Here is a 25,099-nt window from a genome sequence, read left to right as displayed (position 1 = left end):
CCTAGCGTGCAAGGTATCTGAACGAGAGCCAGCCCGAGCTCATGTCATGCTGCGGCGGCTGATCTCGTGCTTTGATCAATGCGCTGCCAAAAGAGATGCAAACTCAGATACATCGCTACTGTGCATGGGGTTGTTTTCGATGTTTTGTGTTCGGGACAATGCAAAAGCCCCCTCCCGGCGCCGGGAGAGGGCCTCGTGACGTCATCCGCTGATCGCGTCGCTCAGGTCTTCTTCAGCATCGGGCAGACGCTTTTCTCGAGCGGGATGAAGGCCTCTGCCGCCGGGATCGTGGCGACGAGGTTGTAGTAGTCCCACGGATACTTCGAGTCGGCCGGCTTCTTCACCTCAAACAGGTAGGCCGGGTGGATCTTGCGGCCGTCGGCGCGGACCGAGCCCTTGCCGAACAGTGGATCGTCGGTCGGCAGTTCCTTCATCTTGGCGACGACGGCGCGGCCGTCATGCGGATTGCCGCCGAGCGCTTCCAGCGCCTTGAAGTAATGGATCAGCGAGGAGTAGACGCCGGCCTGCACCATGGTCGGCGGGCCCTTCTTGTATTTTTCGTTGAAGCGCTTGGTGAAGGCACGGGTCTGGTCGTTCATGTCCCAGTAGAAGGTCTCGGTGAAGTTCAGGCCCTGCGCCACCTTCAGCCCGAGCGAATGAACGTCGGTGATGAACATCAGCATGCCCGCGAGCTTCTGGCCGCCCTGGACGATGCCGAACTCCGCCGCCTGCTTGATCGAGTTGGTGGTGTCGCCGCCGGCGTTGGCAAGCCCGATGATCTTCGCTTTCGAACTCTGCGCCTGCAGCAGGAACGAGGAGAAGTCGGCATTGTTGAGCGGATGCTTGACGCCGCCAAGCACCTTGCCGCCATTGGCGGTAACGACGGCGGCGGTGTCGCGCTCCAGAGCGTGGCCGAAGGCGTAGTCTGCGGTGAGGAAGAACCAGCTGTCGCCGCCGGCTTTCGCCAGCGCCTTGCCGGTGCCGTTGGCCAGCATCCAGGTGTCGTAGACCCAGTGAACCGTGTTCGGCGAGCATTGCGAGCCGGTGAGGTCGGACGATGCCGAGCCGGAGTTGAGGTTGACGACGTTCTTTTCCTTGGCGAGGTTCGAAATGGCGAGGCCGACGCCGGAACTGGCAAGGTCGACGAACACGTCGACCTTCTCGACGTCGATCCACTGCTTGCCGATGTTGGTGCCGACGTCGGGCTTGTTCTGGTGATCGGCGGCGATCACCTCGATCTTCCAGCCCTTGGCGAGCAGCCCGGAATCCTCGACCGCCATCTGCGCGGCAACCGTCGATCCGGGTCCGCCGATGTCGGCGTAAAGACCGGACTGGTCGCCGAGACTTCCGACCTTGACGACCTTGTCGAGTGTCTGCGCAAACGCGCCGGTGGCCAGCACCAGGCTCGAGGTCATGACCAGGGCTGCAATGGATCGCTTCATCTATCCTCCAGAAATATTGCTTTGAATGCTTGTTGGTTGGCGGGGCCATTATGTCCGGCCTTGGCCCGATCGCCTAGCCGCTGCGCGCAAATGTCGTCGTGCGAATATTCCGCCAGGCGGCGAATTCGCAGGGCATTCGCGTTAACTTTGCGGGGGCGGCGGGTCAGCGCCAGAAATAGCGGATGCTGACGTAGACCACGGCGAGGCAGCAGAAGATCAGCGCCACCGGCAGACGCGGTTTCTCGGCTTGTCCCGAGGGGCCCGGCTTCGGCCGGGCGGCCGGGCGGCGGAACGCGGTGACGTTGCCGGTATCGGTGACCGGCTCGCTGGCGCGCGAGGGGATTTCGGGCGGCGTTCCGGAGCCGCCCATCTCGGCATAGTAGCTCTTGTACATGAGCTGGATGGTGGCCTCGGAGGCGTCCGCCTCGGTCATCTTCGCCAACAGCTGCCGGTAGCCTTCCAGAAAGCTCTGCGCCTCGGCGGGCAGGGCGGAAAAACCGTTGAGTTTGGCCAGCATCTTCCACGTCGCAAAATCTGCCCTCGCGCGCGTATCGGCGCGGCGTGCAATCAGCATATCGGCAGCTTTGGTCGGCATGGTGCGGGGTCGGTTCTTCCCTGTGTAGCGTTTCAGTTTGAAGTTTAAGCGTTGCCGGTGATGAAGAGAAGGGCGCTGATCACATATCCGGTCAACGTTCGGAGTATCGACGAAATAACATCAAGATTTAGGCCGAGCTGCGCGCCGATCACCGGCAGCAGGATCAAAAGGCCGAGCAGGATCAGCATGCCGTACGGTTCCAGCCGCGACAGCGGGTAGGCCAGCACCCGTGGCAGCAACCCGACGGCGACCCGGCCGCCGTCCAGCGGCGGGATCGGCATCATGTTGAAGATCGCCAGCACGATATTGATCAGGAACGCGTTTTTGAGGTTGTCCGCGGTCCATTTGGCGGCGTCCGGCGGCACCAAGGGCAAGGCGTGGAAGGCGAACGCCACGACGGTCGCCAGCACGATGTTGATCGCCGGGCCGGCCAGAGCCACCCAGACCATGTCGAGCCGGGGATGGTTCAGGTTGCGGAAATTCACCGGAACCGGCTTGGCATAGCCGAACAGGAAGGGCGAATGCGCCAGCAGCAGCACGCCCGGCAGAATCACGGTTCCGAACGGATCAATATGCTTGATCGGATTGAAGCTGACCCGGCCCAGCTGAAAGGCGGTATCGTCGCCGAGCTTGTAGGCGACAAAGGCGTGCGCGGCCTCGTGAAAGGTGATGGCGATCAGGAGGGGGAGCACCCACACCGAGATGCCGTAAAGTGTGATGTCCACGTGATCTCGCTCAGTTGAAGGCAATCGGAATGGCGTCGCGGGTGGCGCGCCGCACCGCGATTTCATCAAGATGGTTGGAGATGGCCGAACGCAAGTGATTTGCGAGCAGCGTGCCCGCCTGTGACAGGTTCGCCGTGCGATGCAGGCAGATATCCGCAGCGGGTAGTCGCGGCAGGCCATCGCGCTCCGACAGCGGGCGCAATTTTGGCGGAAAGGTACCGGCCTTCACCACGGTCACGGCAAGCCCCTGCGCGGCAACAGACTCGACGGCGGCAAGGCTCTGGCTGACGAAAGCCAGCCGCCATGGCCGCCTCGCAGCATCGAGCGCCTCGATCGCCCATTTCCGGAACAGGCAGCCGTTGGGATAAAGCGCCAGAGGCAGCGGGTCCTGCTGCTCGACCGGATGAAACGCGCCGGTGGCCCACGCCGCCTGCTCGCGCCGCAAAAATTCACCCTCGCCCGTTCCCTCCGGATGCATGGCGATCACGAGGTCATAGGCATCGCCAAGACGCGAGGGCATGGAACAAGTGAGGCCAGTTTCCATCTCGACCTGAACCCGCGGATAGCAGGCAACAAAACTTGCCAGCACCGGCGGCACGATCAGGGTTCCATAATCGTCCATCACGCCGAGGCGCACGACCCCCTCGACCTTGCGCTCCCGCAGCTTGCCGACGGCCTCGTCGTTCAGCGTCAGGATGCGTCTGGCGTATCCGAGCAGCCCTTCGCCCGCGGGGCTCAGATCGACATGGGCCTTGGTGCGGTTGAACAGCGCAACACCGAGGCGATCCTCCAAGCGCTTGATCTGCATGCTTACCGCGGACTGCGTCCGGTTGAGCCGTGTGGCTGCGCGCGTGAAGGAGCGGCTGTCGGCCACTGCGACGAAGGCCTTCAGGAGATCCGGATCAAGGGCGGGTATACTCATGATGAAACGTTATTTCATGTATCGCAGAAATTCCATTTCTTGATTACTAAGCAGTCTCTACCGTACCCGCAAGGCGAAAGGGGAGGTGCATGGGCGAGGTGTGGGGCGTACTGGCGGCTATTCTGTCGAGCGGCCTGGGCGGAACGTCGATCGGGGCGACGCGCTATCTGGTGCACACGATCGATCCGTTGGCGATCGGATCGTTCCGGTTCGGCATCGGCTTTCTGCTGCTGTTGCCGGTGGCCCTGCTGCAGGGCGATCGATGGCCGCAGCGCTCCGACTGGACGGGCGTCGTCGGGCTGGGCGTACTGTACTTCGCCCTGTTCCCGGTCCTCTTCAATGCGTCGCTGATTTTCACGACGGCGGCGCGTGGCGCGCTGGCCTTGTCGACGCTGCCGTTGCTGACAATGGTCGTGGGTGGCGCGCTCGGCAGCGAGGCGCTCACGATGCGTAAATCGATCGGGGTGGTGATCGCCACGCTCGGCGTCGCTCTGGCGCTGCTGTCGAATCTTGCATCCGCGCCGCCGGGGGCCTGGTGCGGCGATCTGCTGATGGTCGCGGCCGCCCTCTGCATGGCGCTCTACAGCATCTGGTCCAAGCCGTTCATCGCCCGCTCGGGGCCGCTTCCCTTCACGACGGTATCCATGGGGGTCGGTGCGGCATGCCTGGTTCTGATCTCGCAGGCGCGAGGCAGCTTTGCGCCCGTCGCAGCTTTCGAGGTCCCGCAATGGCTGGCTGCCACCTATCTCGGCGCCTTCGGCAGCGCCTTGACGTTCTACCTCTGGGCGTTCGCGCTGGCGCGCACGACGCCGACCCGCGTCGCGATTTCGGTCACCGTCAATCCGATCACCGCGTCGCTCGTAGGCGCCGCATTGCTGGACGAACCGCTCAGCTGGAATCTCGTCGGCGGCATCGTGACGGTGTTCGCCGGCATCTGGATTGCGACCACGGCCAGCCGGCGGCCCAGACCGACAACGCAATCATCGCAGACGCCGATTGACTTGTCTGGCTAGCCAAACCGGCCGGTGATAAACCGCTGCGTGCGCGGATCGCCGGGCGTCACGAATATCCGGCGCACGGGGCCAAATTCACTCATCTCGCCCAAATACATGAAGCCCGCATAATCGGAAACCCGAGCCGCCTGTTGAAGGTTGTGTGTGACGATGACGATCGTGTGGTCATGCTTGAGTTCGTCGATAGTCTGCTCGATCTTTGCGGACGAAATCGGATCGATCGAGGCACATGGTTCGTCGAGAAGCAGAACCTCGGGCCGAGTCGCAATGGTACGGGCAATACAAAGACGCTGCTGCTGCCCGCCCGACAGTTCCAATCCGGTTCTTGCGAGGTGATCCTTCACCTCGTCCCAAAGCGCGACGCGCCGCAGGGCCAGTTCTACTTCTTCATCCATTTGCTGTTTGGAAAGCTTCCGATTGAGGCCAATGCCAAAGGCAATGTTGTCGTAGACCGACATCGGAAATGGCGTTGGCTTCTGGAATACCATGCCTATCCGGGTTCGGAGAACGGTTGGATCCTCATCCTTGGAAAGGATATTCACGCCATCGAGCAGGACATCGCCTTCGACGCGCTGCCCTGGATAGAGCGCATAGATGCGATTGAAGACGCGCAACAAGGTTGATTTTCCGCAACCGGATGGGCCGATAAACGCGGTTACGCGGTTGGCATAAATGGGTACGGACACGTCCTTGAGGGCGTGATTGCCGTCCTGATAATAAAAGTTGAGATGTCGAACGCTTATCTTCTCCGTAGGATCCTCATGGTCCGGAATCGAGCGGATCACTTTGGCCAACTGATCGATGGCTGCGGCGGACCTTGCTGTACCTTCGGCTCGGATTCTGTCGATTGTCGCTTCGCTCACGGTCCCCACGATCAGCCCCGGTTCGTTGACGAATAGGTTTCCTCAAGTAGAACCGGTGGTGCGATGGCGCTTTGATCAGGCTCAACAATCCGCAGCCTGAAAGAGACGAGCTCATCATGAAGATGTCATTGTATTGTCATCTCGCGAAGTAAATCGGGGTTGGCCGCAGCACTTTTGTTTTGGCTCGGTTGATATCGGTCAACGACATTGCGCGAAAACTGATCCAGCAATGCATTCGTGAGCCAGGTGATCGTGACTGCTCGGTGTGCCGGCTCACTCTCCTGAAGCACGAGGAAGCCGAAATGTCGGGCGACAAGGACGGAAAGAAACCGGCAAGTAACGATGCCGAGGCACGGGCCGAACAAGAGACGCCGCAAGCGAAGGATGTCAGCCTCGAAGCGGTCAAGCCGCCGCTGACGGGCATGATCGGAATGCACATCGATCAGCCCGACGAAGACGTAACGACCGGATCGCCAAATGCCGACTTGGATCGTGATTTGGCCGAGGACTAATACGTCGCCCGGCCGCCGGAAATGTCGAACACGGCGCCGGTGGAGAATGCGCAGTCTTCCGACGCGAGCCACGCCACCATCGCCGCGAGTTCCTCGACGAGAACGAAGCGCGCCTTCGGGATCTTCGAGAGCATGAAGTCGATGTGCTGCTGCGTCATCTGGTCGAAGATTGCGGTCTTGGCTGCTGCCGGCGTCACCGCGTTGACGAGAATGTCGTGCTGCGCGAGTTCCTTGCCGAGCGATTTGGTCAAAGCGATCAGGCCGGCCTTGGAGGCCGAGTAGTGTGCCGCGTTGGGGTTGCCTTCCTTGCCGGCGATGGAGGCGATGTTGACGATGCGGCCGTATTTTTGCTGCAGCATCGCCGGCACCACCGCCTTGCAGCAGATGAAGGGGCCGTCGAGATTGATGCGCAGCACCTTGCGCCATTCCTCGAGGTCGGTTTCCCACACCGGCTTGTTGATGCCGGCGATGCCGGCATTGTTGACGAGGATATCGATCTTGCCGAGCGCTTTCAGCGTCGCGTCACGCGTCGTCTCGACCGCGGCGAGATCCGACACGTCGACCTTGAAGGCCGATACCGCCGGACCGATTTCCTTCGCGGTCTTTTCCGCGAACGGCAGGTCGTGATCCCAGATCGCGACCTTCGCGCCCGATGCCACGAAGCGCTCGGTAATCGCGCGGCCAAAACCTTGCGCTCCGCCGGTGACGACGGCGCAGCGGCCGTTCAGATCGATCTTGTTCATTGCAAATTTCCTTTCGCTCGATGTTCCTCATGGTGAGGAGCGCTCTTGCGCGTCTCGAACCATGAGGCCCGTGGCCCATCCTTCGAGACGCCGCTTCGCGGCTCCTCAGGATGAGGACCGTGTTTACAGCGTCCAGCCGCCGTCGATGACGTGGGCGACGCCGGTGGTGAACGCGCTTTCATCGCTGGCGAGATAGACGGCGAGGGCAGCGATCTCCTCGGCGGTACCGAGCCGTCCCATCGGTTGCCGCGCGACGAACATTTCGCGTCCGTTGGGGCCGGCGGCGGCGGCGCGCCCCAGCATGGATGGGGTTTCAACCGTGCCGGGACAGATGCAGTTGCAGCGGATTCCCTTGCCGACGAAGTCGATGGCGACCGAACGCGTCAACGCCCCGACGGCAGCTTTGGTCGCCGCGTAGATGTAGCGGTTCGGCGCGGCCTTGATGACGCCGGCAGCCGAGGCAATGTTGACGATCGCGCCGTTGCCCTGTTCCAGCATGCCGGGCAGGAACGCGCGGATCGTGCGATGCATCGACTTGACGTTGAGGTCGAACGAAAAGTCAAAATCCTCGTCGGAGCAATCCATGATCGTGCCGTGGTGCACAAAGCCGGCGGCGTTGAGCAGGATGTCGGTCTTGCCGGCGCGCTTGGCCATGGCGGCGACGGCGGCGGTATCGCGGGCATCGAGTTTTGCGACTTCCGCGATTCCCTCGCTCTTGAGCGCGGCGAGCTTGGCTTCGTCGATGTCGGTGGCAAACACGGTGGCGCCTTCGCGCGCAAAGGCAACGGCGCAGGCGCGGCCGATGCCGACGGCGGCGGCGGTGACGAAGGCGCGCTTGCCCTTCAGGCGGTCTGACATGGTTTCGTCCTTGAGCGATCGATGGATTATTTTCGGCGTCATACGCGGGCTTGACCCGCGTATCTATCTTCTTCGCCAGAGGATGGATTGCCGGGTCAAGCCCGGCAATGACAGTTTGATGGACTAATGATTATCCCGCGCCACGCCGACCGTGCCGGCGATGTTCTGATAGCGCGTGGCGAGTTCCATGCAGGCGCCGGTGGCCTGCTGGCCGACCGTCGAACGATAGAGCTCCTGCCATGGCGTCTGGTTGGCCGGGTAGGGGAAGCCGCCCTTTTCCTTCAGCTCGGCGCGGCGCTTTTTCAGTTCGTCGCTCGTGATCAAAATATTGGCGTCGCCCTTGTTGAGGTCGATGCGGACCTTGTCGCCGGTCCGCAAGATCGCAAGCCCGCCGTCGGCGGCCGCTTCCGGCGAGGCGTTGAGGATCGAGGGCGAGCCCGAGGTGCCGGACTGCCGGCCGTCGCCGATGCAGGGCAGCGAGAGGATGCCGCGTTTGATTAGCGCCGCCGGCGGCTGCATGTTGACGACCTCGGCGCCGCCGGGATAGCCGATCGGGCCGGCGCCGCGAATGAACAGGATGCAGTGCTCGTCGATGTTGAGTGCGGGATCGTCGATCCGGTCGTGGTAATCCTCCGGCCCCTCGAACACGATGGCGCGGCCCTCGAACGCGTTCAGGTCTTTCGGATTGACCAGATAACGGTCGCGGAATTCCTTCGAGATCACGCTGGTCTTCATGATCGCGGAATCGAAGAGATTGCCGCGCAGCACCAGGAAGCCGGCGTCTTTCACCAGCGGCTTGTCGTAACTCCAAATCACGTCGCCGTCGGGCTTGGGGGCCTCGCGGCAGTTGTCGCCCATGGTGCGGCCGTTCACGGTGACGGCGTCTTCATGGATGTGCTTGTGCGCCATCAACTCGCGCACCACCGACGGCACGCCTCCGGCGCGGTGATATTCCTCGCCGAGATAGAAACCGGCCGGCTGCATGTTGACCAGCAGCGGGATGTGGTGGCCATGCTTCTGCCAGTCGTCGATCGACAGCTCGACGCCGACATGCCGCGCCAGCGCGTTGATGTGGATCGGCGCGTTGGTCGAGCCGCCGATCGCCGAGTTCACCACGATGCAGTTCTCGAACGCCTGGCGGGTCAGGATGTCGGAGGGTTTCAGATCTTCCCACACCATCTCGACGATGCGCTTGCCCGTCTCATAGGCAATCTGGCCGCGTTCGCGGTAGGGCGCCGGGATCGCCGCGCAGCCCGGCAGCGACATGCCGAGCGCCTCGGCCAGCGAGTTCATGGTGGAAGCGGTGCCCATCGTGTTGCAATGGCCGACGGAAGGTGCGGAGGACGACACGATCTCGATGAACTCATTGTAATCGATCTCGCCGGCGGCGAGCCGTTCACGCTGCTTCCAGACGATGGTGCCGGAGCCGGTGCGCTCGCCGTTGAACCAGCCGTTCAGCATCGGGCCGCCGGAGAGCACGATCGCGGGCAGGTTGACGGTCGCCGCCGCCATCATGCAGGCCGGTGTGGTCTTGTCGCAGCCGGTGGTCAGCACCACGCCATCGAGCGGGTAGCCGAACAGGATTTCGACCAGGCCGAGATAGGCGAGGTTGCGGTCCAGCGCCGCGGTCGGCCGCTTGCCGGTTTCCTGGATCGGATGGGTGGGGAATTCCATCGCAATGCCGCCGGCTTCGCGAATGCCCTCGCGCACCCGGTGCGCCAGTTCGAGATGATGGCGATTGCAGGGGGAGAGGTCGTTGCCGGTCTGGGCGATGCCGATGATCGGCTTGCCGGATTGCAATTCCGCTCGGGTCAGGCCGTAGTTCAGGTAGCGTTCGAGGTAGAGCGCGGTCATTCCCGGATTGTGCGGGTTATCGAACCACTCGAGCGAACGAAGTCTCCGGCCCTTGCCATTGGTGGTCGGCTTCTTGTCATTGTGCTTCATCGGTTCCTCCCGCACTGCAAACTTTTGGGCTTAAATCGCGGCAGCGGCGCGCTTTGTTGAAAGTTCATCTGCTGCAGCGCGCCTGCCTTGGCCAATCCGCGTGATACGATCCTAGTTCGGCTCAAAAGGTAGCGCTACCAATTTTTGCCCGCGCGTCATTTTCGTTCCTCGGCAGCGGCGTCACATGCCCGGCGGCATCGAGCTTTCGCGAACCATCAGCTGAAAGCCGAGGTCGATCACCGGCGTCTCGGGGCGACGGCCTTCGATCGAGTCGATCACCATGGAGACGGCGTGCCGGCCCATTTCATAGCGATTGGTGCGGACGCTGGAGAGGGAGGGGACCGCGGATGCCGCGAACTCCAGATCGTTGAATCCGACAATGGCGAGATCGCCGGGGATGGCGATCTGCCGCCGCTGGCATTCAAACAGCGTGCCCAGCGCAAGGTCGTCATTGACGCAGAACACCGCATCGATGTCGGGCGCTTGCGCGAGCAGGTCGGTGAACAATGTCCTGCCGAGCGTCACGGTGGTCGGCACCGACGTGGTGACGACGAGGCTCGGATCGAACAGCGATACCGCCTTCATGGCATCTCGATACCCTTCGAGCCGTCGCTGTACCCGCGGGTCCATCCGAGCGCCGAGGAATCCGATGCGGCGACGCCCCTGTTCCAGGATGTGCGAAATGGCCGCAAATGCCGCGTCGTAATGCGAGAAGCCGACCATCATGTCGACCGGACTTTCGCCGACCTCCATGATCTGCGTGACCGGGCAATTCATCGACTCCAGGATGGTACGAGATTCCGCGGTCTGGTTGATGCCGGTGACGATCAGCCCGGCCGGCTTCTGCGCCCTGAACAGGCGCAGAAGCTTCTCTTCCTGCAGGATACTGTAGCGCGTATTGGCGAGCTGGATGGTGTAGCGGCTACCTTCGGAGGAATCGTAGATGCCGCGCAACACGTCGGCGAACACATTGTTGGTGAGGGAGGGGATGACGACGCCGATGACTTCGGTGCGATGCGAGGCCAGCGCACGCGCGGCAAGATTGGGCACATAACCCAATTCCTTCACCGCGCTGTCGACGCGTTCGCGCTTGCTCAGCGACAGTGCTTCGGGGTTCCGGAAAAAGCGCGATGCCGTGATGGGGCTGACGCCAGCGAGCTTGGCGACCTCGGTGAGGCGGATTTTGCCAGACTTTGTCTGTTTTCGTCCCATCTTGCGCTCATATCACAACAGATTAGACGTTTGAACCATTATTGACAGCGCTACCATCGGATTGCTAAAAACCGCGAAACTGCGGATGATGATGCACGGTCGAATTCGGCTTCCGGCATTAAAGTCGAAAAGACAGCAGGGCATCGCCGCCGATCCGTGGCGCCCCAAAACAGAACAAGAGGGAGTGAGGATGTCGTCGGTACAGATTCGCGACGTGCGAAAGTCGTTCGGCAATTTTGAAGTTTTGCACGGCGTGTCGATTCCGATCGAGGATGGCGAGTTCGTTGTGCTCGTCGGTCCGTCGGGCTGCGGTAAGTCGACCCTGTTGCGGATGCTGGCCGGCCTCGAAAACATCACCTCCGGAACCATTTCGATCGGCGACCGCGTCGTCAACAATGTCCAGCCGAAAGAGCGCGACATTGCGATGGTGTTCCAGAACTACGCGCTCTATCCGCATATGACCGTCGCCGACAATATGGGCTTCTCGCTCAAGCTGCGCGGCGCGAGTGCCGATGAGATATCGAAAGGCGTTAATCGCGCCGCGGAAATCCTGGCGCTGACGCCGCTGCTCGAGCGCTATCCGCGGCAATTGTCAGGTGGCCAGCGCCAACGCGTCGCCATGGGCCGCGCCATCGTGCGCGATCCGCAGGTGTTCCTGTTCGACGAGCCGCTGTCCAACCTCGACGCCAAGCTGCGCGTGGCGATGCGTACGGAGATCAAGGAGCTGCATCAGCGCCTGCGCACCACGACGGTCTACGTCACCCACGACCAAATCGAGGCCATGACCATGGCCGACAAGATCGTGGTGATGCATGACGGCATCGTCGAGCAGATGGGCACCCCGCTCGAACTCTATGACACCCCGGCCAACCAGTTCGTCGCCGGCTTTATCGGTTCGCCGGCGATGAATTTCCTCAAGGGCAAGGTGAAGTCGAACGGCAGCGCCGTGTTCGAGGGGCCGAACGGCGTCAAGCTGCCGTTGAAAAATGCGCCCGCCAACTCCGACGGCCAGCCCGCGGTCTACGGCGTGCGGCCCGAGCACTTCACCATCGCCGATGACGGCGCCGAGGCCGAGATCGTCGTGGTCGAGCCGACCGGTTCGGAAACCCAGGTGTTCGCCAAACTCGGCGGCGAGCAGGTGGTCGCCGTGTTCCGCGAGCGGCATCAGTTCAATCCGGGCGACAAGATCCGCCTCAAGCCCGATCCGGCGCTGGTGCATCTGTTCGACGAAGCGACGGGGAAGCGCCTGAACGGCTGAGTGACGAGACCAAGAAAATAAAGACGACCAAAAAAATAAGAAACGAGGACTGAGCAAGAACCAGAAAAAATATTTCAACGGGAGGATGGACCATGCACGATTTTACCCGCCGCTCTCTGCTTCAGGGCGGCACCGCGCTGGCGGCGGCCGGCGCACTTACCGGACCGGCGTTGTTCGACTTTGCCAAGGCCTGGGCGCAATCGGCGCCGTGGAAGGCCGAGAAGGGCGCCAAGCTCACCGTGATGCGCTGGAAGCGCTTCGTGCCGGCGGAAGACGACGCGTTCAACGCCATGGTCGCTGCGTTCAAGGCTGCCACCGGTACCGAAATGAACGTGTTCTCCGAGTCCTTCGAGGACGTGCAGCCGAAAGCGTCCGTTGCCGCCAATACCGGTTCGGGCCTAGATCTCGCATGGGGCCTGCATACGCTGCCGCAGCTGTTCCCGACCCAGGTCCTGCAGATGAACGATGTCGCCGATTATCTCGGCAAGAAGTATGGCGGGTGGACCGACGCGGCCGCGGTAACCTGCAAGCAGGGCAACAACTGGCTCGGCATTCCGGTGGCGACCATCGGCGGCTACATGACCTACCGCAAGTCTTCGGTTGAAAAGGCCGGCTTCAAGGATTTCCCGAAGGACTTCCCGGGCTTTCTGGAAATGTGCAAGGCGCTGAAGAAGAACAACACGCCGGCCGGTTTCCCGCTCGGCCACGCTTCGGGCGACGCCAATGCCTGGTTGCACTGGATCCTCTGGGGTCACGGTGCCTACACCGTCGACAAGGACAACAAGGTCATCATCAACTCGCCCGAGACCGTCAAGGCGCTCGAATACTGCAAGGCGCTGTCCGACACCTTCATTCCGGGCGTTGCGTCATGGAACGACTCGTCGAACAACAAGGCGTTCCTCGCCGGCGAACTGCACTGCACGGCCAACGGCATCTCGATCTATGTCGCGGCCAAGGACGACCCGAACAAGAAGGAACTCACCGAAGACACGTATCATGCGCTATGGCCGGTCGGTCCGATCGGCAAGCCGACCGAACTGCAGCTTTGCGTTCCGATCCTGGCGTTCAAGTTCACCAAATATCCGAACGCCGCAAAAGCCTTCGTCGCCTTCATGCTCGAGAAGGAAAACTACGACAAGTGGCTGTCCGGCGCGCGGGGTTATCTCACCCACACGCTCAATGCCTATGACAATTCGCCGGTCTGGACCGCGGATCCGAAGAACCAGGTGTTCAGCCAGGCCAGCAAGCGTGCGCTTCCCGCATCCGGCATCGGCACGCCCGGCGAGAAGGCGGCGACCGCGATCGCCGACTTCCTGGTCGTCGACATGTTCGCCAACTACTGCACCGGACGCGAGGACGCCAAGGGCGCGATCGCGGTGACGGAACGGCAGTTGAAGCGCATTTATCGCTGACGACAACGAAGCGAGCCGCGAGCGATTGCGGCTCGCTTCAACAAGCAAAATGCGGACGACGGCATCGCCGTCGATGACATCGCGGGAATTCGCCAATGGCTGACGTCGCACTGCAACCCCGGACCGCCAAGCGGCAGATTCGCGAGGCCACCGCGTGGGATCAGCTCAGGACCAACCGGAACTGGCTCGGTTTCTGGTTCATGCTGCCGGCAATGGCATTCCTGATCTTCTTCCTGGCCTATCCGTTGGGCCTCGGCGTCTGGATTTCGTTCACCGACGCCAAAATCGGGCGGCCCGGCGAATACATCGGCATTGAGAACTACGAGTGGTTGTGGGGCGACAGCATCTTCTGGCTGTCGGTATTCAACACGCTCCTCTACACATTCATCGCCAGCGCGATCAAATTCGCGATCGGGCTCTATCTGGCGCTGCTGCTGAACGAGAACATGCCGTTCAAGGCGATGCTGCGTGCGCTGGTGCTGATCCCGTTCATCGTGCCGACCGTGCTGTCGGCGCTGGCGTTCTGGTGGATATTCGATTCCCAATTCTCGATCATCTCGTGGTCGCTCAAGCAAATCGGTCTCATCACCGAGAACATCAACTTCCTCGGCGACGTCACCTGGGCGCGGATCTGCGTGATCTTCGCCAACATCTGGCGCGGCGTACCCTTTGTCGCGATCACGCTGCTCGCCGGCCTGCAGACGGTGCAGCCTTCGCTCTACGAAGCGGCGACGCTCGACGGCGCCAGCAAGTGGGAGATGTTCCGCTTCATCACCTATCCGCTGCTGACGCCGATCATCGCGGTGGTGATGACGTTCTCCGTGCTGTTCACCTTCACCGACTTCCAGCTGATCTGGGCGATGACGCGGGGCGGTCCGGTCAATGCGACGCACCTGATGGCGACGTTGTCGTATCAGCGCGCCATCATCGCCGGCCAGCTCGGCGAGGGGGCCGCGATATCGAGTGCAATGATTCCGTTCCTGCTCGCCGCGATCATGGTTTCATGGTTTGGGCTGCAGCGTCGCAAGTGGCAGCAGGGTGAGAACAATGACTGATCTCCGCGGTGCCGGATCTTCTTTTGCGCGAACGGGGCAAGCCCCGCGCGCGCCGTCGCAAGTGGCAGCAGGGAGAAAACAATGACTGATCTCCCGACCTCGCGGATCGATCTCAAGGCTGTGCTTGCCGGAACATCACCGACGGTCGCCAAGGACGATCACAGCGAGGGCATGAGCTATCTGCAGTCGGTGCCGCGCCGGATGGTGACGCTGTATATGCCGCTGGCGATCATCGTGTTCGTGCTGCTGTTTCCGTTCTACTGGATGGGACTGACGGCGATCAAACCGGATGAGCAACTGCTCGACCTCGACAAGTACAATCCGTTCTGGACCTGGAATCCGACCCTCAAGCACTTTTATAAGCTGCTGTTCGACAGCCACTATCCGCTATGGTTGTGGAACACGATGTATGTAGCCGTCTGCGCCACCATCCTGTCGATCGTCGCCAGCGTGCTGGCGGCCTACGCGATCGTGCGGCTGCGCTATCGCGGTGCGCACTGGGTCGGCGGGCTGATCTTCCTGTCCTACCTGGTGCCGCCGTCGATCCTGTTCATTCCGCTCGCGACCGTCGTGTTCCAGTACGGGCTGTTCGACTCGCCGCTCGCGCTGATCCTGACCTATCCGACCATCCTGATCCCGTTCTCGACCTGGCTTTTGATGGGGTACTTCAAGACCATCCCGTTCGAGCTCGAAGAATGCGCGCTGATCGACGGCGCCAGCCGCTGGCAGATCCTGGTCAAGATCGTGCTGCCGCTGGCGATCCCGGGCCTGATCTCCGCGTTCATCTTCTGCTTTACGCTATGCTGGAACGAGTTCATCTATGCGCTGACCTTCCTGCAGTCGACCAGCAACAAGACGGTGCCGGTGGCGATCGTCAACGAATTCGTCGACGGCGACGTCTATCGCTGGGGCTCGCTGATGGCGGGCGCATTGGCCGGCTCGCTGCCGCTCGTTATCCTTTACGCCTTCTTCGTTGAGCATTATGTGTCGGCGATGACGGGAGCCGTAAAAGAGTAGTCGCTTGAAGGCCCGGCTGATAATAAACAGGGTTCAAAAGGAGACGGGTCTTGCACATTCTGATTTTGGGCGCCGCCGGCATGGTGGGCCGCAAATTGACCGAACGGCTGCTGCGTGACGGCCGCCTCGGCCACCACGATATCACCCGCATGACGTTGCAGGACGTGGTGGCGCCGACCAAGCCCGCGAACGCCTCGATTCCGATCACCGTCGTGGCGTCCGATTTCGCCGATGCCGGCGCAGCGGAGCCCTTGATCGCGCACCGGCCGGAGGTGATCTTTCATCTCGCTGCGATCGTCTCCGGCGAAGCGGAGGCCGAGTTCGACAAGGGCTACCGGATCAACCTCGACGGCACCCGCCATTTGATCGACGCCATCCGCCACGCCGGCGGCGGCTACAAGCCGCGGCTGGTGTTCACGTCCTCGATTGCGGTGTTCGGCGCGCCGTTCCCGGAAAAGATCGGCGATGAATTTTTCCATACCCCGCTGACCAGCTACGGCACGCAGAAGTCGATCTGTGAACTCTTGATCAACGACTACACCCGCAAGGGCATGCTCGACGGCATCTCGATCCGCCTGCCGACGATCTGCGTGCGGCCGGGCAAGCCGAACAAGGCGGCCTCCGGCTTCTTCTCCAACATCATCCGCGAGCCGCTGGCGGGCGAGGAAGCGGTGCTGCCGGTTTCCGACGACGTGCAGCACTGGCACGCCTCGCCGAAATCAGCGGTCGGATTCCTGGTGCACGCCGGCACCATGGACCTCAACGCGATGGGGCCTCGGCGCAACCTGAGCATGCCCGGCCTCGCGGCGACCGTCGGCGAGCAGATCGCGGCGCTCGACCGCGTCGCCGGCAAGAACGTCGTCGCGCGCATCAAGCGGGTACCCGATCCGACCATCATCAGCATCGTATCCGGCTGGCCGCGTGATTTCGTCACCGACCGCGCGCTCAAGCTCGGCTTCACCACCGCCGAGAAAACCTTCGACGACATCATCCGGATCCACATCGAGGACGAACTCGGCGGCAAGTTCGCAGGCTGACGTGACACGACGTTTCTTCATGCGAATGCGGTCATGAGCAAGGTAGCGTGCATCGGCGAGTGCATGATCGAGCTCAAACAGGCCCAGGGGGATGAGCCCGGCCTGTTTTCGCGGGGCTATGGCGGCGATACGCTCAACACGGCCGTCTATCTGTCTCGGCTCGGCGTCAGCGTCGACTACATCACGGCGCTCGGGGACGACAGCCTGAGCGAGGAGATGATCTCCGGCTGGGCGGCGGAGGGGATCGGGACCTCGCGGGTCGCGCGGCTGCCGGGCAAGCTGCCGGGCCTCTATATGATCCAGACCGACGAGAAAGGCGAGCGGCGGTTCTTCCACTGGCGCGACAGCGCCGCGGCGCGGAGCCTGATGGAGCTGCCGCAAACGCCGGAGATCCTGGGCGCACTGGCCGGCTATGACATGGTCTATCTGTCCGCGATCACGCTCTCGCTGTACGGCCCGGAAGGCCGGGGGCGGCTGTTCGCGGCACTCGATCGCGCCCGCGAACAGGGCGTGCGGTTCGCTTTCGACACCAATTTTCGCGCCCGCGGCTGGCCCGATCTCGACCTGGCGCGCGCCGTCTTCCAGCAGGCCTTTGCTGCGGCCGACATCGTGCTGGCCTCCACGGAGGATCTGCTGCCGCTCTATCCAGGCATGACCAGCGAAGCCCTGCTGGCGCGGATCTCGGGGGCCGAAGTGGTGTTGAAGCTCTCGGAGCCGGCGAGCATCGTCCGCCTGGATGGCGTGCCGTATCCGATCAAGGCGAAGCCGGTGGAGGCGCCCGTCGTCGACACGACGGCGGCCGGCGACAGTTTCGCCGCCGCCTATGTGGCGGCGCGTCTTAGGGGCGCCGACCCGATCGAGGCTGCCCGTATCGGGCATCGCCTGGCCGGCGTTGTGGTATGCCATCCCGGGGCGATCATCCCGCGCGCGGAAATGCCGCCCGGCCTGGTCCCGAACCACGTCAATTCCCGCAAGGTATCGTCATGACCGCAGCATCGAGGCAGCAACAGCTCGCCGACATCTTCAAATCCGCCACCGTCATCCCCGTGCTCACCATCGAGCGGGTGGAAGACGCGGTGCCGCTGGCGCGCGCGCTGGTTGCGGGTGGGGTGCATGTGCTGGAAGTGACGCTGCGAACGCCGGTCGCCATCGACGCTGCCAAGGCCATGATCGCGGAGGTGCCGGACGCCATCGTCGGCATCGGCACGATTCTGAACGGGGGCGATCTGGCGCGGGCCACCGCGCTCGGAGCCAAATTCGGCATCAGCCCCGGGGCGACGCCGGAACTGTTGAAGGCCGCGGCCGCGAGCGACCTGCCGTTCGCGCCGGGGATCGCCACGGCGTCCGAACTGATGCAGGCGCTGGCGGTCGGCTTCGATATCGTCAAATTCTTTCCCGCCGAGCAGGCCGGCGGTATCAAGGCACTTCGGGCACTGGCCGGGCCGTTTCCCAATATCAGGGTATGCCCGACCGGCGGCATCGGCGAGGCCAATGCCGCGACCTGGCTCGCCGAGCCGAACGTCGTGGCGGTCGGCGGTTCCTGGCTGTGCCCGGCCGACGAGATCAGGTCCGGCAACTGGGCCGGCATAACGGCCATGTGCGAGCGGACGATGAAATCGCTGAAAGCCGTACCAAGATAGGTTACAAACCGAGCAGAACCGGAACAGGGAGAACAACCATGACAGCCAGCATCGTGGGGTGGGCGCACACACCGTTCGGCAAGTTCGACGCGGAAACCGTCGAGAGCCTGGTGGTGAAGGTGGCGACCGAAGCGCTGGCCGATGCCGGCATCTCGGCCGGCGACGTCGACGAGATCGTGCTCGGGCATTTCAATGCCGGCTTCTCGCCGCAGGATTTTACGGCCTCGCTGGTGCTGCAGGCCGATCCAAAGCTGCGCTTCAAGCCGGCCACGCGGGTGGAAAATGCCTGCGCCACCGGTTCGGCGGCGGTGCACCAGGGCATCCGCGCGATCGCCTCGGGCGCAGCCAAAATCGTGCTGGTGGTCGGCGTCGAGCAGATGACGCGGACGCCGGGCCCGGAGATCGGAAAGTACCTGCTGAAGGCCTCCTATCTGCCGGAGGATGGCGACACTGTCGGCGGCTTTGCCGGCGTGTTCGGCAAGATCGCGCAGAGCTATTTCCAGAAATATGGCGACCAGTCGGACGCGCTGGCGATGATCGCGGCCAAGAACCACAAGAACGGCGTCGCCAATCCCTACGCCCAGATGCGCAAGGATTTTGGCTACGAGTTCTGCCGCGCCGAGAGCGAGAAGAATCCGTTTGTCGCCGGTCCCCTGAAGCGCACCGACTGTTCGCTGGTGTCGGACGGCGCGGCGGCGCTGGTGCTGACGGATTCGGAAACCGCCAAGACCATGGGCAAGGCGGTGAACTTCCGCGCCACCGCGCATGCGCAGGATTTCCTGCCGATGTCCAAGCGCGACATTCTGCAGTTCGAAGGCTGCACGGTGGCCTGGCAGCGCGCGCTGGCGCAGGCCGGCGTGGAGTTGTCCGATCTGTCGTTCGTCGAAACCCATGACTGCTTCACCGTCGCCGAACTGATCGAATATGAAGCGATGGGGCTGACGCCGCGCGGGCAGGGCGCCCGTGCCATCAAGGAAGGCTGGACCCAGAAGGACGGCAAGCTGCCGATCAATCCGTCCGGCGGGTTGAAGGCCAAGGGCCACCCGATCGGCGCCACCGGCGTCTCCATGCACGTGATGAGCGCGATGCAGCTCACGGGCCAGGCGCCGGAAGGCATGCAGCTGAAGAACGCAAAGCTCGCCGGCATCTTCAACATGGGTGGCGCGGCGGTGGCGAATTATGTTTCCGTGCTGGAGGCAGCGAAGTAGAAGGCAACCGCGCTGCCATAGGGTGGGCCAAGCGCAGCGTGCCCACCATTAATTTGCGAGATGAAGCTGGCGGGCATGCTACGCTTTGCCCGCCTTACCATTCATCGGAGCGGACATCATGAGCGACGAAAGTTCGTTGTCATCGGCAGAGCTTGCCGACCGGATCAGGATTCTGGAAGACAACATCCGGCAGTTGATCGAGCAGGCCGCCGCCGCTTCCGGCGAACGGAATGAATCCCGCATTGCCGACCGCCTCAGTCAGCAGAACGAGGAGCTGGAGCGCCTGACCCGGGAACGCGACGCCCGCGCCAAGAAGTAGCGGCCGGCACCGCTTCGACGTCGACCCTGCGAACGCAAGGACCCATAACCACAGGGAGTTGTTGTTCGCGAAGTCGTCCAACAGCACTTCCTAAAAGGATAGGCCGCGGCGTATGGGTCCCTGCGTTCGCAGGGTCGACAGCGGTTGTGGGGTGCTGGCGCATACGGCCATACGCCGGGCGCGCTTGATCTTCCCCGAAACCTCCCGTTACTAGGCCGGAACGACAGATCCGGGAGTAAATTGGGCCATGGGACCATTGCAGGGCATCAAGGTCATCGACATGACGACCGTGCTGATGGGGCCCTATGCCACCCAAATACTTGGTGACTACGGCGCCGATATCATCAAGATCGAATCGCCCGATGGCGACGTGACGCGGCAGATCGGGCCTACTCGCCATCCCGGCATGGGGCCGGTGTTTCTCAACACCAACCGCAACAAGCGATCGATCTGCCTGGACTTGAAAAAGCCCGCCGGACGCGAAGCCGTGCTGCGGCTGATCGGATCAGCCGACGTGCTGGTCTACAACGTGCGACCGCAGGCGATGGCGCGGCTCAATCTCGGTTACGACGTGGTGTCGAAGATCAATCCGCGGCTGATCTATGCCGGCGTATTCGGCTTCGGCCAGGACGGCCCCTACGCAGCGAAACCCGCCTATGACGACCTGATCCAGGGCGCCACCGCCTTGCCGGCGCTGATGGCGCAGACCGCCGACGGCGTGCCGCGCTACGTGCCGAATGCGCTGGTCGACCGCATCGTTGGCCTCACCGCGGTGGGCGCGATCTGCGCCAGCCTGGCCGATCGCAACAATACTGGCCGCGGCCAGCGCGTCGATATCCCGATGTTCGAAACCATGGCCGGCTTCGTGATGGGCGATCACATGGGCGGTCTCACCTACGAACCGCCGCTCGACAAGGGCGGCTACGCGCGCCATCTGTCGCCGGACCGCAGGCCCTACAAGACCTCGGACGGCTATATCTGCGTGATCGTCTACAACGACAAGCAATGGCAGAACTTCTTCGACGCCACTGGCCGTGACGATCTCCGCACCAATCCCAAATTTGCGACCTTTGCCGGCCGCGCCGGCAATATCGACGTCGTCTATGCGGAGCTCGCGCGCATTCTCGAGACAAAGACCACCGCCGAATGGTCGGAGATTCTCGAGAAGGCCGACGTGCCGGTTATGCCGATGCACGACCTCGAAAGCCTGCTCGGCGATCCCCATATCGTCGCGACCAATTTCTTCCCGGTCGTCGATCATCCGAGCGAGGGCCGTATTCGGAACATGCGGCCTTCGGCGCGGTTTTCGCAAACGCCGGTCGAAACCAGGCGGCTGGCGCCGCGCCTGAGCGAGCACAGCGCGGAGATCCTCGGCGAGGCTGGCTTTTCGCCGGATGAGATCGCTGCGCTGGTGCGAGATGGCGTTACCAAGGTTGCGTCGAACACGTAAGGACGAGAGAGATGGATTTTGCGCTGTCGGCCAACCAGGAATCGATCCGTGACGCGATCGGAAAGATCTGCTCGCGCTTCGACGATGCCTACTGGCTGAAGAAGGACAAGGAGGGCGGCTATCCCGCCGATTTCCACCGCGCGCTGGCGGATGCCGGCTGGCTCGGCATCTGCATCCCCGAGGAGTATGGCGGATCCGGTCTCGGCATCACCGATGCTTCGATCATGATGCGGACGATCGCGGAATCCGGCGCCGGCATGTCCGGCGCATCCGCCGTGCATATGAACGTGTTCGGGCTCAATCCGGTTGTCGTGTTCGGCACCAAGGAGCAGTGCACGCGGATGCTGCCGCCGATCATCGACGGCCGCGACAAATCGTGTTTCGCGGTGACCGAGCCCAACACCGGCCTCAACACCACGCAGCTGAAAACCCGCGCGGTGCGCAACGGCGACAAATATGTCGTCAACGGCCAGAAGGTGTGGATCTCCACCGCCCAGGTCGCCAACAAGATTTTGCTGCTGGCGCGCACCACGCCGCTGGAAGAGGTCAAGACGCCGACGCAGGGCCTGAGCCTGTTCTACACCGATTTCGACAAGAAGCGCGTCGCCGTGCACGAGATCGAAAAGATGGGCCGCAAGCCCGTCGACTCCAATGAGTTGTTCTTCGAGAATTTCGAGATCCCGGTCGAGGACCGCCTCGGCGAGGAAGGCCGCGGTTTTGAATACATCCTGCACGGCATGAATCCCGAGCGGATCCTGATCGCGGCCGAGGCGGTCGGTCTCGGCCAGATCGCGCTGTCGCGAGCCTCGGCCTATGCGAAGAACCGCATCGTGTTCAACCGTCCGATCGGCATGAATCAGGGCATCCAGCACCCGTTGGCGAAGAACTGGATGGAGCTGGAGGCCGCCTGGATGATGGTGCTGCGCGCGGGTTGGCAATACGACCAGGGCATGCCGTGCGGCCCGGCCGCCAACGCCGCCAAATACCTCGCCGCCGAAGCCGGCTTCCATGCCTGCGAGCAGGCGGTCATGACGCATGGCGGCTTTGGCTACGCCAAGGAGTATCACGTCGAGCGTTACTTGCGGGAATCCCTGATCCCGCGCATCGCGCCGATCAGCCCACAGCTCATTCTCAGCTTTATCGCCGAGAAGGTGCTCGGTTTGCCGAAGTCGTATTGATGATGCGAGGGCGTCTCCACGATCTCCGCCGTCATTCCGGGGCGTCGCGTAGCGGCGAACCCGGAATCCATTTCTCAGACGTCGCATGTGGCACGTTGGATTCCGGGTTCGCGCTGCGTGCGCCCCGGAATGACCAGGGAGCAAAACCATGAGCTTCATCACCGGCGTCGGACTGACGCCCTACGGCAAGCATGAGGGTTCGTCCTCGCTCGACCTCATGAGTAAGGCGGCCGAACTTGCGATTGCCGATGCCGGACTGAAGCGGTCCGAGATCGACGGCATTCTCTGCGGATACTCCACCGTCTCGCCGCACATCATGCTGGCCACGGTGTTCGCCGAGCATTTCGGCATTCAGCCGTCCTATGCACATGCGGTGCAGGTCGGCGGCGCCACCGGGCTTGCGATGACCATGCTGGCGCATCACCTCGTCGATGCCGGCGTGGCAAAGCATGTGCTCGTTGTCGGCGGCGAGAACCGGCTCACCGGGCAGAGCCGCGACGCCTCGATCCGGGCGCTGGCGCAGGTCGGCCATCCCGATTACGAGGTGACGCTGGGGCCGACGATCCCGGCCTATTACGGCCTCGTCGCGTCGCGCTATATGCACGAATACGGCGTCACCCAGGAAGACCTCGCCGAATTCGCGGTGCTGATGCGCGCCCATGCCTTGACCCACCCGGGCGCGCAGTTTCACGAACCGATCACCGTCGCCGACGTGATGGCTTCGAAGCCGGTGGCGATGCCGCTGAAGCTGCTGGACTGCTGTCCGGTGTCGGACGGCGGCGCGGCGTTCGTGGTCAGCCGTGAGCCGACGTCCGCCATCGGTATCCGCGTTCGGGGTTGCGCGCAGGCGCATACCCATCAGCACATCACGGCCGCGCCTGCGCTAAGTGAACTCGGCGCCGAGATCGCCGTGGCCAAGGCGAAGGCTGCCGCGGGCATCGCGATCTCCGATGTCCGCTATGCGGCGGTCTATGACAGTTTCACCATCACGCTCGCCATGCTGCTGGAAGACCTCGGCCTGGCCGGGCGCGGCGAGGCGGCGGCGCGGGTGCGGGCAGGGCATTTTGGCCGCGATGGCGCCATGCCGCTCAACACCCATGGCGGGCTTTTGAGCTACGGCCATTGCGGCGTCGGCGGCGCGATGGCGCATCTGGTCGAGACGCATTTGCAGATGACGGAGCGCGCCGGATCGCGGCAGGTCCGCGACGCCTCGGTCGCGCTGCTGCATGGCGACGGCGGCGTGCTGTCGTCGCATGTCAGCATGTTCCTGGAGCGGGTACGATGAGCGACAGACCGGCGGACTGGACCAAGGGCGCGGAGGCGATCGTCTATCAAACCTGCGGCGCGTGCGGCGCCGTGCAATATTTCGCCCGCCATTTCTGCGCCGCCTGCGGCGCGCCCGATCCATCACCGAAGCGCGCCAGCGGATCAGGAACGGTCTACGCGACCTCGCTGGTCTGCCGCGCGGCGACGCCGGAGACGCGGGCGCATGTTCCCTACAACATGGTGCTGGTGGATGCGGTGGAGGGCTTTCGCATGATGGCCCACGGCGACAACGATCTGGCGATCGGTGACAAGGTCACGGCAAGCTATCGGCCGTTTGCGGGCAGGCTGGTCCCGTATTTCGAGAGGGTCAAGTGAGGCTCGGTCACCAGATGTTCACGCTACGAAGCAATTCAGATTACGCGGAACAGTTAAAATCCGAATTGCTTCGATGCGTCAACATTCAGTGCCAGTAGAACACGACGCTGGCGATAACGAGCATGGCCGTCACCGCCATCATCTGCGCAAACGCTTCCGAGGCTGCCTTTTTATTGGCTTCCTTCATGCCTAGCTCCCTAGACTTGGGCATGAGACATCATTGCCCGTGAAGGCTTGATGAACTCAGTTTGATTTACTCGGAACGCCCCGCGACGAGTATTCGCTCCTTTGAGTCCCCACTCAGCGAATATCGACAGTCGTGAAGATCGGTTAGCATTGAGGCTGCAATTTGGCTCGTTCGTAGCCGGTTTGTGCGCGCGCGAGGGAGTTTTTGGGCCGCAAGAATACGGGCAGGGGGCTTGCCCCAACGTGCGTGAGCGGCATTTCGGCGGTTGATCGGCCTCCTGCTGCAGTGCATGATCCCGCTGTCAACAAATCAGAAAATGCCAACCCCCAAGGTGACCAATGGCCCGCGTCGAATATAGCGATCCCGCCAAGCACAACGATCGCACCCGCGAATTGCTCGGCAAAAACCGCAATGCCAACATCTTTCGCATGATGGCGCATTCGCCGAGCTATCTCGAACAATACTGCCGGCTGGGCGGCGCTATCCGCCACAAGGGCGAACTGGACCCGATCGTGCGCGAAATCGCCATCACCCGCACCGGCATCCTGTGTGAGGCGCCTTACGAAATCGTCGCCCACAAGCGGATCGGCAAGAATGTCGGCGTCACCGACGAGCAGAACGAGGCACTGGAGAACTGGGAAGCGGCAACCTGCTTCAATGATGTGCAACGTGCCGCGCTGGCGTTCACCGATGAAATCGTCAAGCGCCATAAACCGACAGACGCGACCTTCAACGCGATTGCCTCGAAACTGACGCCGGCCGCGCTGATCGAGTTGCAGCTCTCGGTCGGCTTCTACATCATGACGTCGAAATTTCTGGAAACGTTTGCCGTCGATCTGCAGCCGGTGTCGGAAGTAGTGGGCTGATC

The 25,099-nt window shown here is 62.7% G+C and carries 25 protein-coding genes; 16 read left to right on the top strand and 9 right to left on the bottom strand.

Features of this window, described 5'->3' with window-relative positions:
• Positions 1-221: 221 nt before the first annotated feature.
• The 4 genes from QUH67_RS20915 to QUH67_RS20900 all read right to left on the bottom strand — a co-directional run bounded on the left by QUH67_RS20915 (position 222) and on the right by QUH67_RS20900 (position 3,684).
• Positions 222-1,442 carry an ABC transporter substrate-binding protein gene (locus tag QUH67_RS20915; protein WP_300940856.1) on the bottom strand — a complete coding sequence of 407 codons (1,221 nt, stop codon included), beginning with the start codon at positions 1,440-1,442 and terminating at the stop codon, positions 222-224.
• A gap of 163 nt (positions 1,443-1,605) precedes the next feature.
• Complete coding sequence (locus QUH67_RS20910) at positions 1,606-2,037, bottom strand: hypothetical protein (protein ID WP_300940855.1); 432 nt, start codon at positions 2,035-2,037, stop codon at positions 1,606-1,608.
• Positions 2,038-2,081: 44 nt separating this feature from the next.
• Entirely contained in the window at positions 2,082-2,762 is a 681-nt protein-coding gene (locus tag QUH67_RS20905) for a site-2 protease family protein (protein WP_300940853.1), read from the bottom strand.
• A 10-nt stretch (positions 2,763-2,772) separates the two neighbouring features.
• Positions 2,773-3,684, bottom strand: coding sequence for a LysR family transcriptional regulator (locus tag QUH67_RS20900; protein ID WP_300940851.1), 912 nt, complete (start codon positions 3,682-3,684; stop codon positions 2,773-2,775).
• 89 nt (positions 3,685-3,773) lie between these two features.
• Between QUH67_RS20900 and QUH67_RS20895 the strand changes: the two genes are divergently transcribed.
• Positions 3,774-4,697 (top strand): DMT family transporter, encoded by a 924-nt coding sequence (locus QUH67_RS20895; protein ID WP_300940849.1) that lies wholly within the window; start codon positions 3,774-3,776, stop codon positions 4,695-4,697.
• Here QUH67_RS20895 and pstB read toward each other — a convergent pair.
• Positions 4,694-5,482 (bottom strand): phosphate ABC transporter ATP-binding protein PstB, encoded by a 789-nt coding sequence (gene pstB, locus QUH67_RS20890; protein ID WP_407080468.1) that lies wholly within the window; start codon positions 5,480-5,482, stop codon positions 4,694-4,696. The genes QUH67_RS20895 and pstB overlap by 4 nt on opposite strands.
• A gap of 380 nt (positions 5,483-5,862) precedes the next feature.
• Between pstB and QUH67_RS20885 the strand changes: the two genes are divergently transcribed.
• The gene (locus tag QUH67_RS20885; RefSeq protein ID WP_300940847.1) at positions 5,863-6,072 is read left to right on the top strand and encodes a hypothetical protein; all 210 of its coding nucleotides are present in this window, start codon (positions 5,863-5,865) and stop codon (positions 6,070-6,072) included.
• On the opposite strand, the gene QUH67_RS20880 is transcribed toward QUH67_RS20885, so the two are convergent.
• The 4 genes from QUH67_RS20880 to gntR form a co-directional block, all read right to left on the bottom strand.
• Positions 6,069-6,815, bottom strand: coding sequence for an SDR family NAD(P)-dependent oxidoreductase (locus tag QUH67_RS20880; RefSeq protein WP_300940846.1), 747 nt, complete (start codon positions 6,813-6,815; stop codon positions 6,069-6,071). The genes QUH67_RS20885 and QUH67_RS20880 overlap by 4 nt on opposite strands.
• 123 nt (positions 6,816-6,938) lie before the next feature.
• The gene (locus QUH67_RS20875; RefSeq protein ID WP_300940845.1) at positions 6,939-7,673 is read right to left on the bottom strand and encodes an SDR family oxidoreductase; all 735 of its coding nucleotides are present in this window, start codon (positions 7,671-7,673) and stop codon (positions 6,939-6,941) included.
• Between the two features lie 123 nt (positions 7,674-7,796).
• Positions 7,797-9,617, bottom strand: a complete 1,821-nt coding sequence (locus QUH67_RS20870) for an IlvD/Edd family dehydratase (RefSeq protein ID WP_300940844.1) — start codon at positions 9,615-9,617, stop codon at positions 7,797-7,799.
• A 180-nt stretch (positions 9,618-9,797) separates the two neighbouring features.
• On the bottom strand, positions 9,798-10,829 hold the full coding sequence (gntR, locus tag QUH67_RS20865) for an HTH-type transcriptional regulator GntR (protein WP_300940843.1): 1,032 nt from the start codon (positions 10,827-10,829) through the stop codon (positions 9,798-9,800).
• A 190-nt stretch (positions 10,830-11,019) separates the two neighbouring features.
• Here gntR and QUH67_RS20860 point away from each other — a divergent pair, with 190 nt between their 5' ends.
• The 14 genes from QUH67_RS20860 to QUH67_RS20795 all read left to right on the top strand — a co-directional run bounded on the left by QUH67_RS20860 (position 11,020) and on the right by QUH67_RS20795 (position 25,097).
• Positions 11,020-12,087 (top strand): ABC transporter ATP-binding protein, encoded by a 1,068-nt coding sequence (locus QUH67_RS20860; RefSeq protein ID WP_300940842.1) that lies wholly within the window; start codon positions 11,020-11,022, stop codon positions 12,085-12,087.
• A 92-nt stretch (positions 12,088-12,179) separates the two neighbouring features.
• Entirely contained in the window at positions 12,180-13,499 is a 1,320-nt protein-coding gene (locus tag QUH67_RS20855; RefSeq protein ID WP_300940841.1) for an ABC transporter substrate-binding protein, read from the top strand.
• A 95-nt stretch (positions 13,500-13,594) separates the two neighbouring features.
• A complete protein-coding gene (locus QUH67_RS20850; RefSeq protein ID WP_300940840.1) occupies positions 13,595-14,554 on the top strand; it encodes a carbohydrate ABC transporter permease in 960 nt (319 codons plus the stop codon).
• An 81-nt stretch (positions 14,555-14,635) separates the two neighbouring features.
• Positions 14,636-15,571: a carbohydrate ABC transporter permease gene (locus QUH67_RS20845; protein WP_300940838.1), complete on the top strand. Its 936-nt coding sequence runs from the start codon at positions 14,636-14,638 to the stop codon at positions 15,569-15,571.
• A gap of 50 nt (positions 15,572-15,621) precedes the next feature.
• Positions 15,622-16,608 (top strand): D-erythronate dehydrogenase, encoded by a 987-nt coding sequence (gene denD, locus QUH67_RS20840; protein WP_300940836.1) that lies wholly within the window; start codon positions 15,622-15,624, stop codon positions 16,606-16,608.
• A gap of 33 nt (positions 16,609-16,641) precedes the next feature.
• Entirely contained in the window at positions 16,642-17,595 is a 954-nt protein-coding gene (locus QUH67_RS20835; RefSeq protein ID WP_300940835.1) for a sugar kinase, read from the top strand.
• The gene (gene eda, locus QUH67_RS20830; protein ID WP_300940833.1) at positions 17,592-18,248 is read left to right on the top strand and encodes a bifunctional 4-hydroxy-2-oxoglutarate aldolase/2-dehydro-3-deoxy-phosphogluconate aldolase; all 657 of its coding nucleotides are present in this window, start codon (positions 17,592-17,594) and stop codon (positions 18,246-18,248) included. The genes QUH67_RS20835 and eda overlap by 4 nt, the downstream gene beginning before the upstream one ends.
• 38 nt (positions 18,249-18,286) lie before the next feature.
• Positions 18,287-19,456 carry an acetyl-CoA acetyltransferase gene (locus QUH67_RS20825; RefSeq protein WP_300940831.1) on the top strand — a complete coding sequence of 390 codons (1,170 nt, stop codon included), beginning with the start codon at positions 18,287-18,289 and terminating at the stop codon, positions 19,454-19,456.
• 118 nt (positions 19,457-19,574) lie between these two features.
• Complete coding sequence (locus tag QUH67_RS20820; RefSeq protein WP_300940830.1) at positions 19,575-19,775, top strand: hypothetical protein; 201 nt, start codon at positions 19,575-19,577, stop codon at positions 19,773-19,775.
• 247 nt (positions 19,776-20,022) lie between these two features.
• On the top strand, positions 20,023-21,225 hold the full coding sequence (locus tag QUH67_RS20815) for a CaiB/BaiF CoA transferase family protein (RefSeq protein ID WP_300940828.1): 1,203 nt from the start codon (positions 20,023-20,025) through the stop codon (positions 21,223-21,225).
• An 11-nt stretch (positions 21,226-21,236) separates the two neighbouring features.
• Positions 21,237-22,403, top strand: coding sequence for an acyl-CoA dehydrogenase family protein (locus tag QUH67_RS20810; protein WP_300940826.1), 1,167 nt, complete (start codon positions 21,237-21,239; stop codon positions 22,401-22,403).
• Between the two features lie 148 nt (positions 22,404-22,551).
• The gene (locus QUH67_RS20805; RefSeq protein ID WP_300940824.1) at positions 22,552-23,688 is read left to right on the top strand and encodes a thiolase family protein; all 1,137 of its coding nucleotides are present in this window, start codon (positions 22,552-22,554) and stop codon (positions 23,686-23,688) included.
• Positions 23,685-24,044, top strand: a complete 360-nt coding sequence (locus QUH67_RS20800) for a Zn-ribbon domain-containing OB-fold protein (protein ID WP_300940823.1) — start codon at positions 23,685-23,687, stop codon at positions 24,042-24,044. Before QUH67_RS20805 ends, QUH67_RS20800 begins: the two co-directional genes overlap by 4 nt.
• Positions 24,045-24,569: 525 nt before the next feature.
• Positions 24,570-25,097 (top strand): carboxymuconolactone decarboxylase family protein, encoded by a 528-nt coding sequence (locus QUH67_RS20795; protein WP_300940822.1) that lies wholly within the window; start codon positions 24,570-24,572, stop codon positions 25,095-25,097.
• Positions 25,098-25,099: the final 2 nt, after the last annotated feature.

It is taken from the genome of Bradyrhizobium roseum, assembly GCF_030413175.1.
Taxonomy (GTDB): Bacteria; Pseudomonadota; Alphaproteobacteria; order Rhizobiales; family Xanthobacteraceae; genus Bradyrhizobium; species Bradyrhizobium roseum.
Note: the sequence above shows the minus strand (reverse complement) of the source record. Positions and strands in the feature narration are given on the sequence as shown.

Excerpts from the sequence above, each read along its gene's own strand:
- QUH67_RS20915 (WP_300940856.1), bottom strand. The coding sequence starts at position 1,442 with ATGAAGCGATCCATTGCAGCCCTGGTCATGACCTCGAGCCTGGTGCTG.
- QUH67_RS20910 (WP_300940855.1), bottom strand. The coding sequence starts at position 2,037 with ATGCCGACCAAAGCTGCCGATATGCTGATTGCACGCCGCGCCGATACG.
- QUH67_RS20900 (WP_300940851.1), bottom strand. The coding sequence starts at position 3,684 with ATGAGTATACCCGCCCTTGATCCGGATCTCCTGAAGGCCTTCGTCGCA.
- QUH67_RS20895 (WP_300940849.1), top strand. The coding sequence starts at position 3,774 with ATGGGCGAGGTGTGGGGCGTACTGGCGGCTATTCTGTCGAGCGGCCTG.
- QUH67_RS20885 (WP_300940847.1), top strand. The coding sequence starts at position 5,863 with ATGTCGGGCGACAAGGACGGAAAGAAACCGGCAAGTAACGATGCCGAG.
- QUH67_RS20880 (WP_300940846.1), bottom strand. The coding sequence starts at position 6,815 with ATGAACAAGATCGATCTGAACGGCCGCTGCGCCGTCGTCACCGGCGGA.
- QUH67_RS20875 (WP_300940845.1), bottom strand. The coding sequence starts at position 7,673 with ATGTCAGACCGCCTGAAGGGCAAGCGCGCCTTCGTCACCGCCGCCGCC.
- QUH67_RS20870 (WP_300940844.1), bottom strand. The coding sequence starts at position 9,617 with ATGAAGCACAATGACAAGAAGCCGACCACCAATGGCAAGGGCCGGAGA.
- gntR (WP_300940843.1), bottom strand. The coding sequence starts at position 10,829 with ATGGGACGAAAACAGACAAAGTCTGGCAAAATCCGCCTCACCGAGGTC.
- QUH67_RS20860 (WP_300940842.1), top strand. The coding sequence starts at position 11,020 with ATGTCGTCGGTACAGATTCGCGACGTGCGAAAGTCGTTCGGCAATTTT.
- QUH67_RS20855 (WP_300940841.1), top strand. The coding sequence starts at position 12,180 with ATGCACGATTTTACCCGCCGCTCTCTGCTTCAGGGCGGCACCGCGCTG.
- QUH67_RS20850 (WP_300940840.1), top strand. The coding sequence starts at position 13,595 with ATGGCTGACGTCGCACTGCAACCCCGGACCGCCAAGCGGCAGATTCGC.
- QUH67_RS20845 (WP_300940838.1), top strand. The coding sequence starts at position 14,636 with ATGACTGATCTCCCGACCTCGCGGATCGATCTCAAGGCTGTGCTTGCC.
- QUH67_RS20835 (WP_300940835.1), top strand. The coding sequence starts at position 16,642 with ATGAGCAAGGTAGCGTGCATCGGCGAGTGCATGATCGAGCTCAAACAG.
- eda (WP_300940833.1), top strand. The coding sequence starts at position 17,592 with ATGACCGCAGCATCGAGGCAGCAACAGCTCGCCGACATCTTCAAATCC.
- QUH67_RS20825 (WP_300940831.1), top strand. The coding sequence starts at position 18,287 with ATGACAGCCAGCATCGTGGGGTGGGCGCACACACCGTTCGGCAAGTTC.
- QUH67_RS20820 (WP_300940830.1), top strand. The coding sequence starts at position 19,575 with ATGAGCGACGAAAGTTCGTTGTCATCGGCAGAGCTTGCCGACCGGATC.
- QUH67_RS20815 (WP_300940828.1), top strand. The coding sequence starts at position 20,023 with ATGGGACCATTGCAGGGCATCAAGGTCATCGACATGACGACCGTGCTG.
- QUH67_RS20810 (WP_300940826.1), top strand. The coding sequence starts at position 21,237 with ATGGATTTTGCGCTGTCGGCCAACCAGGAATCGATCCGTGACGCGATC.
- QUH67_RS20805 (WP_300940824.1), top strand. The coding sequence starts at position 22,552 with ATGAGCTTCATCACCGGCGTCGGACTGACGCCCTACGGCAAGCATGAG.
- QUH67_RS20800 (WP_300940823.1), top strand. The coding sequence starts at position 23,685 with ATGAGCGACAGACCGGCGGACTGGACCAAGGGCGCGGAGGCGATCGTC.
- QUH67_RS20795 (WP_300940822.1), top strand. The coding sequence starts at position 24,570 with ATGGCCCGCGTCGAATATAGCGATCCCGCCAAGCACAACGATCGCACC.